Below are 242 nucleotides of genomic sequence, written 5' to 3' on the forward strand. Positions count from 1 at the left end.
GGTAAGGTTGATATGTTCCCAACTGAGCGGCGATATGTGTTTCAATAGAGTATCAGGAATGTCTCGCCCCGCTCGTTTCAGCTGTGTAACCGCGCGATCAAGATAAACCGTATTCCAGTGCACGATCGCACTGACGACGAGATTGAGCCCCGAGGCGCGGAAAGCTTGGCTCTCGAACGACCGGTCGCGGATTTCGCCCCGCTCGTGGAAGAACACAGCGCGTTTCAGCTTATGGGCGGCCT

The 242-nt window shown here is 55.8% G+C and carries 1 protein-coding gene; it reads right to left on the reverse strand.

Annotation, left to right across the window (positions count from 1 at the left end; translation table 11 throughout):
- On the reverse strand, positions 1 to 242 hold a 242-nt coding region (locus tag SB816_RS34415), incomplete at both ends, for a Tn3 family transposase (protein WP_410548548.1).

The sequence above is a fragment of the Achromobacter sp. SIMBA_011 genome, from assembly GCF_046535435.1.
Classification (GTDB): Bacteria; Pseudomonadota; Gammaproteobacteria; order Burkholderiales; family Burkholderiaceae_B; genus Achromobacter; species Achromobacter dolens.